The organism is Hydrogenophaga sp. (genome assembly GCF_041633695.1).
In the GTDB taxonomy this organism is placed as follows: Bacteria; Pseudomonadota; Gammaproteobacteria; order Burkholderiales; family Burkholderiaceae_C; genus Hydrogenophaga.
The window spans coordinates 1-8545 of the sequence record NZ_JBFJMY010000168.1; the positions used below are offsets into that span (position 1 = coordinate 1).

An 8545-nucleotide genomic window follows, 5' to 3' on the forward strand; every position below is an offset into this window, starting at 1 on the left:
ACAAACCGGCGCAGCAAACGTCCGCAGGCGTGGTGGTAGCCCAGGATGAGCACCACCATGGCCAACTTGGCGTGCATCCAGCCGTTGCCCGCACCGCGGCCGATACCGTAGCCCAGCCACAACCACAAGCCCAAGCCCAATGCCGGCACCGCCAGCAGGGTGGTGAAGCGCAACAGCTTGCGCGCCATGAGCAGCAAGCGTTCGCGCTCGGCCACGCTTTCAGGCGGCACCATGGCCAGGTTCACGAACAGCCGTGGCAGGTAAAACAAACCAGCGAACCAGCTGGCCACGAAGACGATGTGGAAGGACTTGACCCAGAGCATGGCGCCAGTTTAGGGCCTGCGAACGGACCGGGCGGCCAGCGGTTGCCGAGCGGACAAAAAAAACCCGGCCCTTTCGGGCCGGGTTAGGAAGCCTTTTTGCTGTCACACATAAGGCGCCCGCTCAGGGAGGAAAAGCGGGAGGCTCACCTTGCGGCAAACCCGGGTGGATGTTACATCAGAGCATCAGCGGGTTGCAAGTACGAAGTAGGCATTCACCCTGTGGTTTCGGCTTCTCCAAAATAAGTCACATCATCTTGGCCAACTCGAACATCACAGCGGTGCCCAGGGCCTCGCGGATGTTGCCGCGACCCACCTTGGCCATGGAAAATTCGCCGAAGCCCGACATGTCAAAAGAACTGTCATCGGGCGATATCTCAACAAAGGGGAACTCGAAAACCTCGCGCAGAAGGTCGCGCCGGAAGTCCTCAAAATCATCGTCCTTGATCTCGGAATCGATCACGATCAGATTGGGCATGCGGCCTTGTATGGCATCCCGCGCTTGCTTGAAATCGACCACACTGTCGGAAGAGATGCCGATCTCGCGCAGGGCATCGCGCACATCGGCACGGATTTGCAAACTGGGCGAAATCGTCAGCACGTAGGTGCCCGAGAGCGACTTGAACATGGAGGAGTGTTCGTCCGACAAGTCCACCGCCGAAATGCCATCCACCGCCTGCACCGTGCGGTTGAACAAGGCGGTCAAACTCACGCCGTCGTCGTTGGTTTCACGGGTCACCTCGATGCCGCCGGCGGCCAGCGCGATCTGGCGGATCAGCATCCAGCTCAGGTTGTCGCTGGAGAGTTTGCTCGATGGCGGGATGCCGTCGTTGGAGACACGAACCTGCAACCGGGCGTGCTGGGGCCAGGCATTCAGGTCCATGCGGACATCCACCCGGCTGCCGAACGGCAGCCCCCAATCCATCACCGCGTTGACAAACGCATGAGCAACGGTGGGGTCGATCAACACCTCCACCGCTTTGAGTTTGCGCCGCAAGGCGATCCCCAGCCTACCCAACTCTTGCTTGCGCTCCTGCAAGACGTCTTCCACCAGCACCGACATGTCCACCTTTTCGTGCGACTGGCGGATACGCCCGTTGTAGAAGCGATTGATTTGTTGGGCACTCATGCCACCCAGCTTCAGGCGCTCGACCGGGATGCCCAGCGCGCGGTGCTCGGAAACCGAGATGCGCCCCTTGCTCAGCAACTGGTCCAGGTTCGCCTGCAAGGCGCTGACGCCCTCGGTGATCTGGTCGGCCAGCGAAGCCACCAGCTCGGGCCAATGGTCCTCCAGGGACCAGTTTTCTGCTTCACTGGGGGCGATCGACCTATCAACCGCAGCTGGTTTTGCAGTGCTTGTTTTGGAATTCAGCATGGCGGAATGAAATATAGAAAGCGAAAGAGCCAATCCCAATGCACGCGGGCAACGGGTTCAAACGGCGACCCTCTTCGCAGACACGGCACGGGTCGCACCCAAAATACCACCCAAGACCGGTCACCATGCTGACCGGCCCTTAAGTATTTTGTCCTCGCGTGGAGTTCAACACAAACCCTTGCGATTTTCAATCATCTTGTATCTTTTACGCCTTGCAACAGCGGCACCCCGCCGCCTGCGCTGGCACAACGGGCCCTGGCCCCCGTGGGCCGGCCGACTTTGCCACAATAGGCCCATGCGACCACCTGCCCCCTACCCGCTTTCACGTCCCCGGCGCCTGCGCCGGGATGCCTTCACCCGCGACCTGGTGCGCGAGCACCGCCTGGGTGCTGCCGACTTGATCTACCCGGTGTTTGTGCTCGACGGGCAAGACCGCCGCGAAGCCGTGGCGTCCATGCCCGGCGTGGAACGCCTGAGCCTGGACCTGCTGCTGCCCGTGGCCGAGGACTGTGTGGCGCTGGGGATTCCGGTGATGGCGCTGTTCCCTGTGATCGACCAGTCGCTCAAAACGCCGGATGGCCAGGAAGCCCTAAACCCCAACGGCCTGGTGCCACGCGTGGTGCGTGAGCTCAAGGCCCGTTTTCCCCAGCTCGGCGTGATGACCGATGTGGCGCTGGATCCGTACACCAGCCACGGCCAAGACGGTGTGCTGGACGGGCACAACTACATCCTGAACGACCCCACCGTTGAAATCCTGGTGCAGCAGGCCATCACGCAGGCGCAGGCGGGCGTGGACATGGTGGCGCCCAGCGACATGATGGACGGGCGTATCGGCGCGATCCGCCGCGCACTGGAAGCCCAAGGCCTGGTGCACACCCGCATCATGGCCTACAGCGCCAAATACGCCAGCGCCTTCTACGGGCCGTTTCGCGACGCGGTGGGTTCGGCGGGCAACCTGGGCAAGGCCGACAAAAAGGTCTACCAAATGGACCCGGGCAACAGCGACGAGGCTTTGCGCGAAGTCGCCCTGGATTTGGCCGAAGGTGCCGACATGGTGATGGTCAAACCCGGCATGCCCTATCTCGACATCGTGCGCCGCGTGAAAGACGAATTCCGCGTGCCCACCTTTGCCTACCAGGTCAGCGGTGAATACGCCATGCTCAAGGCCGCAGCGCTGAACGGCTGGCTCGACCACGACGCGGTGATGATGGAGAGCCTGATGGCCTTCAAACGGGCCGGAGCGGACGGCGTGCTGACCTATTTCGCGCGCGACGCGGCGCGCTTGCTGCAAGCCTGAACCGCCAAAAGGACGGGCCATGCGCTACTTCGTGATCCAGAGCCAAAACGTCGCCGAGTTCGAAGCGGCGCCGGCCCAATTGCCCGCGCAAGGCTTTGTCTGGATCGCCTGCGGGCGGCGCGAATTCGAGCTGGAGCAAGGCAATATCCAGGCCACGCTGCACCAGTTGTGCGGGCAGTCGCTGGTGGATTTGCACATCTCCGACCTGCTCAACAACCAGCTGCCTTCGCACTACGACTACACCTCGCAATACGACTTGCTGGTGTTTAGGCGGCTCGCCGCTGGCCACACCGAAACCGACATGGCACACCCGGGCACACCGCTGTCGCGGCCTGCGAAGCGCGGTGGCCCGCCGGTGCTGCGCCGCATCGACACCAGCCCGGTGGGTTTTGCGGTGTTCGACCGGGTGCTGCTGACCGTGCATCCCGCTGGCTGCGCCGTGCTGGCCAACCACGCCGCGCGCTTGCTGGCGCAGGCATCGACCACCTCGCGCGGGCTGGGTGGCAGCCATCTGCCGGCCAGCTCGGCCGACCTGATGCTGCGCATCGTCAACCAGATGGTGGACGGCTACCTGGACCTGCGGCGTGAGCTCACCACCCAGCTGGACCACTGGCAGGCCGAGCTGCTCCACCCCTCCACCCGGTTCAGCAACTGGGGATCCTTGCTGGAAGCGCGCAATTCGCTGCACCAGCTGGACGGCATCTGCGAAGACCAGCGTTCGTCCATACAAGACTGGATCGAGGCGCTGGCGGAGTGGGACCCCAGCGAGATGCCGGGCGGTCAGCGCGAACTGGACTTGCTCAAGGTGCGCAGCCGCGATGTGATGGAGCACATTGAGCGGGTGGTGCACCACGTGCGCCGGCTGGAGCAAACCGCCGAAACGGCGGTGCAAATGCATTTTTCGGCCCAGAGCAACCGCACCAACGACATCATGCGCACGCTCACGGCGCTCACCGCCATCTTCTTGCCGCTGAACCTGATCGCCGGGATTTTTGGCATGAACTTCCAGTTCATCCCCTTGATCCATCAGCAAACCGGTTTCTGGTGGGCCATGGGTTCCATGGTCTTGATCGCGGGTGTGCTGGGGGTGCTGTTCTGGCGCAAGCGCTACCTGGCACGCTCGGGCCGCTGAACCACCGGCGTCAAAAGTACGGCGCGGTGATTTTTTCGCGGCGCAACACCCGTTGCAGTGCCGGACGGGCCAGCATGCGCAACAAATACGGACCCAGGTGTTCGTAGTCCCGCGCCGGGCGACCGGCAAAGCCGCGCGTCCAGCGGCACAGGGTGAACAGATAGGGGTCGAGCATGGAATAGGTCTCGCCCATGAACCAGGCGTTGCCGTGTCCACCCAACATCTGGTCGAGCTGATCGAGCATGCCGTTGATCCGCGCCTCGGCGTGGCTCTTGACTTGCTGCACCCCCTCCAAGTGGCCTTCTTCCGCCCAGCGCTCCGGATAAAAGTAGACGATGAGCGTGCTTTGCAAGGTGTTGGTGAGCCACATCAACCACTTGTAGAAATGCGCACGCTCGGTGCTGCCCAGGGGCGGCGCCAAGCCCGCGTCCGGATGGGTATCGCACAGGTGCAGGCAGATCGCGGCCGTTTCGTACAAGACCAGATCGCCATCGGTGAGCACGGGAATCAGGCCGTTGGGATTGAGGCGCAAGTAGGCGGGCGATTTTTGCGCCTGGTGCGCGCGATCAACCAGCACGAGTTCAAACGGCTGGCCCAGCTCTTCCAGCAGGATGTGGGGCACCATGCTGGCGGTGCTGGGGTAGTGGTGTAGCTGGATCATGTCGGGCTTCGGGTCAAGGGGTGGTAGGCAAACCAAACAGGCGCGCGCCGTTGCCCCAGGCGATGCCCTGCGCCACCTCGGCGGGCAAATCACCCAGCCAGCGGCGGTAGCCGGCCATCAAGCCGTCGTAGACCTCCCAGCGCGCATTGACCCAGGTGTCCGACCCCAGCAAAAAACGGTCGGGGTACTTGAGCAGCAGGGTCCGCCAGGCGGGGCAGAGCAAACCGTCTTCGCATGTCAGGCCCGGGCGGTAGGACAACTCGCCCATCAAGCCGGGGTAGCGGGCCAGCAAGGCGTCCACGCGCTCGGGCGGTGTGCCGCCAATGCCCGTGTGGGCCCAGATCAGCCGGAGCTTTTGCCCTTTTGACGGCGTGTTGGCCATCAGCAGATCGATCGCATCGTCGTCCACATGCGCCAGCACCGCGAGCTGCCGGGTTTCGGCCACAGCCATGAGTTTTTTGGCCACCGGTCCGTTGGCGTTGGCGCTGTCGTACAGGTGGAATTCGCCCAGGCCCCGAAAAGGGCCGGCGGGCGTACCGCGCTCCAGCTGGGCCTGCACCAGGCTGTAGATGCTCTCGTCGCGGAACCAGTTGCTGTAATCGGCGCGGTTGCGATAGAGCCGCACAAACGGCACCACCACCACGCGGGCGGCGCGGGTTTGCGCTTGTGCCGCCGCCAGCGCTTCTGTTCCGTCGTTTGGGCGCGAATTGGCCACGATGGCGCGCACGCCGTTGCGCTGCATGCGCGCCAGCACATCGCTCAAGGGAAATGGGCAAACCGCGTCGGCTGGCGTGTGCACACACGCTTCCTGGTTGTAGTGCAAATGGGCGTCCAGCAACGGGCCCTGGTAGTCGGCCGCAACTGCGCCGTGGGCCAGCACGCCTGCGCAGACCGCAGCAGCCAGACCGCGCAGCCGCGCCCAACGGGACGTCGCCCGCGCACCACGGTGCACCGCACCCATGACCTCAGGCCAGGTGTTTGGCCAGGAAGGCGCTGGTGCGCTGGCGTGCCAACTGGGCCGCTTCGGCGTTGTAAGCGCCGCGTTGGTCGCAATTGAAGCCATGGTGACCGGCATAAATGTGCACCTCCACACCGGTCTGAGCCGCCTGGAACGCGCGGATGGAATCCATGGAGATGTAGCCATCGTGGTCGGCAAAGTGCGCCATCACCGGCACCCGGGGTTCGCGCGCCATTTCGGCCTCGCTGGTCATGCCGCCACCGTAATACGGCACGGCGGCGCTCAGGCCGTCGAGGGTGCAAGCGGCGCGCCAGGTCAGCAGACCGCCCCAGCAATAGCCCAAAATGCCCACGTTGCCACCCTCGGCCGCGTGCTCGATCGCGGCCTGGATGTCGCGCAAGACGCCGGGCGCAGGCAAGGCTTCAACAGCCGCCTTGTAGCCCATGCCCTCTTTCATGTCGTCCTCTGAATAGCCCAGCTCGACGGCCTCTTTCACCCGGTGGAAGGTGGCCGGCGCCACCACCAGATAGCCCTCGGCGGCGTAGCTGTCGGCGACCGAGCGGATGTGGTCGTTGACGCCGAAAATTTCCTGCAGCAATACCAGTCCGCCGATGGGATTCACAAGCGGCTCAGCCACGTAACCCCGGAAGGAAAAGCCGTCATCGGCCTGAAGGTCGGTGAAATAGCCCATGGTGTGTCTCCTGATGAAGTGGAAAAAAACAGCGCGCCTGAAAGGCCTCAGGCCTTCAGGCGGCGCTCGACAAAATCCAGGCGGTCCTGGCCCCAGAAAATCTCGCCGTCGATCACATAGCTCGGGGCACCGAACACGCCCGCGTCGATCGCCGCCTGGGTATTCGCAGCGTAACGCTTCTCTGTGTCTGCCTGCAGCGAATCGTTCAACCGTTCGGCGGGCAAGCCATTTTCCGCCAGCAAGGCCGCCAGTGTGGCCTGGTCCGCGATATCGCGCTCTTGTGCCCACACCGCCGCCGTGATGGCACCCGTGAGGCGCAGCGCAGCTTCACTTCCGTCGGCCAGATCCACCGCCACGATGAGGCGCGCCGCGTCGTCGCCCTGCACCGGAAAAAAGCGTGGCTCCGGGTTCAAAGGCACACCCAGCGCTTCGCCAAAACGCCGCAACTCCAGCAGGCGGTAGGCTTGGCGTTGTGGCGCACGTTTGGCCAGCGGCAGCCCGCCCGACACCGGGAATACTTTGCCCAGGTCGTTGGGCAGCACCCGCACCGCCGCGCCCGTTTCGCGCAGCAGCTGGACGAAACGGCTGTGCCCCAGGTAAGTCCAGGGACTTTGAGGTGCAAAGTAATAGTCGACTGTGTGACGCATGTGCTCTCCTCGGGCTGTTGTAATCTGAAAAGAACAACGGTTGTAACCGACACCGTCGGTTTCTGCAGGAGACAGGGCATGGACAAGGTACTTTTGGTCACCGGTGGCAGCCGTGGCATTGGCGCGGCCACCGCGTGGCTGGCCGCCCAACAAGGCTGGGCGGTGGCGGTGAACTACACGGCGAATTCACTGGCCGCCGACGAGGTGGTGCGCCGCATCCGCGCACAAGGGGGCAACGCGATCACGGTGCAGGCCGATGTGGCCGACGAAGCCCAGGTGCTGAAGATGTTCGAGAAGGTGGACGCCAAGCTGGGCCGCATCACCGGCCTGGTCAACAACGCCGGCGTGGTGGATGCGAGCGCGCGGATCGATGAAATGAGCGTGGCGCGCTGGCGCCGCATGTTCGACATCAACGTGATCGGCTCCATGCTGTGCGCACGCGAGGCTGTGCGCCGCATGAGCACGCGCCACGGCGGTGCGGGTGGCGCCATCGTCAACCTCTCCAGCGCGGCTTCGCGCCTGGGCTCGCCGGGGCAGTACGTGGACTACGCGGCGGCCAAAGGCGCGGTCGATGCTTTCACCATCGGTCTGGCCAAGGAAGTCGCAGCCGAAGGCATTCGCGTCAACGCGGTGCGCCCCGGCCTGATCGAAACCGAAATCCACGCATCGGGCGGTCTGCCCGATCGCGTGAAGGACTTGCAGCATCTGGTGCCCATGCAGCGCGGCGGCAGCGCCGACGAAGTGGCGCAAGCCATTCTCTGGCTGCTGTCGGACGCCGCGAGTTACACCACCATGAGTTTGTTGGACGTATCCGGAGGACGTTGAAGATGACCGCCACCACACCCGAAAACAGCCCCCACATCCGCTACTGGTGGGAAGACCTGGAAGTCGGCAGCAGCCGCGATCTGGGCAGCATCTCGCCCACGACCGAAGAGATCGTGGCCTTTGCCAGCCAGTTCGACCCGCAGCCCTTTCACCTCGACCCCGAAGCCGCCAAGGCATCGGTGTTTGGCAACCTGTGTGCCAGCGGTTGGCACACCTGCGCCATGGCGATGCGGCTGATGGTCACCAACTTTCTGTGTGAAAGCTCCAGCCTCGGATCGCCCGGACTGGAGAGTCTGAAATGGCAAAAACCGGTGTTCCCCGGCGACACGCTGAACCTGCGCCACACCATCACCGAAAAGCGCCCCATGAGCAAACGCCCCGACGTGGGTCTGGTGCGCACAGTGTGGGAAATGTTCAACCAGCACGGCGAGAAGGTCTTGCACATGGAAGGGTATGGCATGTTCCGGCGCAGAGAGGTAGAGCCCCCACGCTCCGCCGCTGCGCGGGTCGCTGCCCCCCAAGGGGGCTGACCTTGCTCGGGGGCGGCCCTTCGCTGCGGTCGCCTTCTCCACGCTCCGCCGCCGCGCAGGTCGCGGCCCCCCGAGGGGGTTGACCCTGCTCGGGAGCGGCCCTTCGCTG

10 protein-coding genes are annotated in these 8545 nt (G+C 64.0%); 4 read left to right on the forward strand and 6 right to left on the reverse strand.

The genetic code is table 11. The features are described from left to right. A partial coding sequence (locus ABYB95_RS11870) for a CopD family protein (RefSeq protein ID WP_372658752.1) occupies positions 1-323 on the reverse strand: 323 nt, incomplete at its 3' end. 244 nt (positions 324-567) lie between these two features. After that, on the reverse strand, positions 568-1695 hold the full coding sequence (locus ABYB95_RS11875) for a hypothetical protein (RefSeq protein ID WP_372658753.1): 1128 nt from the start codon (positions 1693-1695) through the stop codon (positions 568-570). Between the two features lie 295 nt (positions 1696-1990). On the opposite strand from ABYB95_RS11875, the gene hemB reads away from it, so the two are divergent. Together hemB and ABYB95_RS11885 are read left to right on the forward strand one after the other, a co-directional pair. Then, positions 1991-2992 carry a porphobilinogen synthase gene (hemB, locus tag ABYB95_RS11880; protein ID WP_372658754.1) on the forward strand — a complete coding sequence of 334 codons (1002 nt, stop codon included), beginning with the start codon at positions 1991-1993 and terminating at the stop codon, positions 2990-2992. Between the two features lie 19 nt (positions 2993-3011). Continuing rightward, positions 3012-4124 carry a magnesium transporter CorA family protein gene (locus ABYB95_RS11885; RefSeq protein WP_372658755.1) on the forward strand — a complete coding sequence of 371 codons (1113 nt, stop codon included), beginning with the start codon at positions 3012-3014 and terminating at the stop codon, positions 4122-4124. A gap of 10 nt (positions 4125-4134) precedes the next feature. On the opposite strand, the gene ABYB95_RS11890 is transcribed toward ABYB95_RS11885, so the two are convergent. From ABYB95_RS11890 to ABYB95_RS11905, 4 genes are read right to left on the reverse strand one after another with little or no spacing between them, the layout of a single operon-like run. Beyond that, on the reverse strand, positions 4135-4785 hold the full coding sequence (locus ABYB95_RS11890) for a glutathione S-transferase family protein (protein ID WP_372658756.1): 651 nt from the start codon (positions 4783-4785) through the stop codon (positions 4135-4137). 13 nt (positions 4786-4798) lie between these two features. Further along, positions 4799-5746: an amidohydrolase family protein gene (locus ABYB95_RS11895; RefSeq protein ID WP_372658757.1), complete on the reverse strand. Its 948-nt coding sequence runs from the start codon at positions 5744-5746 to the stop codon at positions 4799-4801. A gap of 4 nt (positions 5747-5750) precedes the next feature. Then, positions 5751-6434, reverse strand: a complete 684-nt coding sequence (locus ABYB95_RS11900) for a dienelactone hydrolase family protein (protein ID WP_372658758.1) — start codon at positions 6432-6434, stop codon at positions 5751-5753. A gap of 47 nt (positions 6435-6481) precedes the next feature. Then, a complete protein-coding gene (locus ABYB95_RS11905) occupies positions 6482-7081 on the reverse strand; it encodes a 2-hydroxychromene-2-carboxylate isomerase (protein ID WP_372658759.1) in 600 nt (199 codons plus the stop codon). 78 nt (positions 7082-7159) lie between these two features. Between ABYB95_RS11905 and ABYB95_RS11910 the strand changes: the two genes are divergently transcribed. Both ABYB95_RS11910 and ABYB95_RS11915 read left to right on the forward strand, forming a co-directional pair. Further along, positions 7160-7906 (forward strand): SDR family oxidoreductase, encoded by a 747-nt coding sequence (locus ABYB95_RS11910; protein ID WP_372658760.1) that lies wholly within the window; start codon positions 7160-7162, stop codon positions 7904-7906. A 2-nt stretch (positions 7907-7908) separates the two neighbouring features. After that, complete coding sequence (locus ABYB95_RS11915; RefSeq protein WP_372658761.1) at positions 7909-8436, forward strand: MaoC family dehydratase; 528 nt, start codon at positions 7909-7911, stop codon at positions 8434-8436. Positions 8437-8545: the final 109 nt, after the last annotated feature.

Coding starts and splice junctions, on each gene's coding strand:
- ABYB95_RS11890 (WP_372658756.1), bottom strand. CDS start 4,785: ATGATCCAGCTACACCACTACCCCAGCACCGCCAGCATGGTGCCCCAC.
- ABYB95_RS11915 (WP_372658761.1), top strand. CDS start 7,909: ATGACCGCCACCACACCCGAAAACAGCCCCCACATCCGCTACTGGTGG.
- hemB (WP_372658754.1), top strand. CDS start 1,991: ATGCGACCACCTGCCCCCTACCCGCTTTCACGTCCCCGGCGCCTGCGC.
- ABYB95_RS11910 (WP_372658760.1), top strand. CDS start 7,160: ATGGACAAGGTACTTTTGGTCACCGGTGGCAGCCGTGGCATTGGCGCG.
- ABYB95_RS11885 (WP_372658755.1), top strand. CDS start 3,012: ATGCGCTACTTCGTGATCCAGAGCCAAAACGTCGCCGAGTTCGAAGCG.
- ABYB95_RS11875 (WP_372658753.1), bottom strand. CDS start 1,695: ATGCTGAATTCCAAAACAAGCACTGCAAAACCAGCTGCGGTTGATAGG.
- ABYB95_RS11895 (WP_372658757.1), bottom strand. CDS start 5,746: ATGGGTGCGGTGCACCGTGGTGCGCGGGCGACGTCCCGTTGGGCGCGG.
- ABYB95_RS11900 (WP_372658758.1), bottom strand. CDS start 6,434: ATGGGCTATTTCACCGACCTTCAGGCCGATGACGGCTTTTCCTTCCGG.
- ABYB95_RS11905 (WP_372658759.1), bottom strand. CDS start 7,081: ATGCGTCACACAGTCGACTATTACTTTGCACCTCAAAGTCCCTGGACT.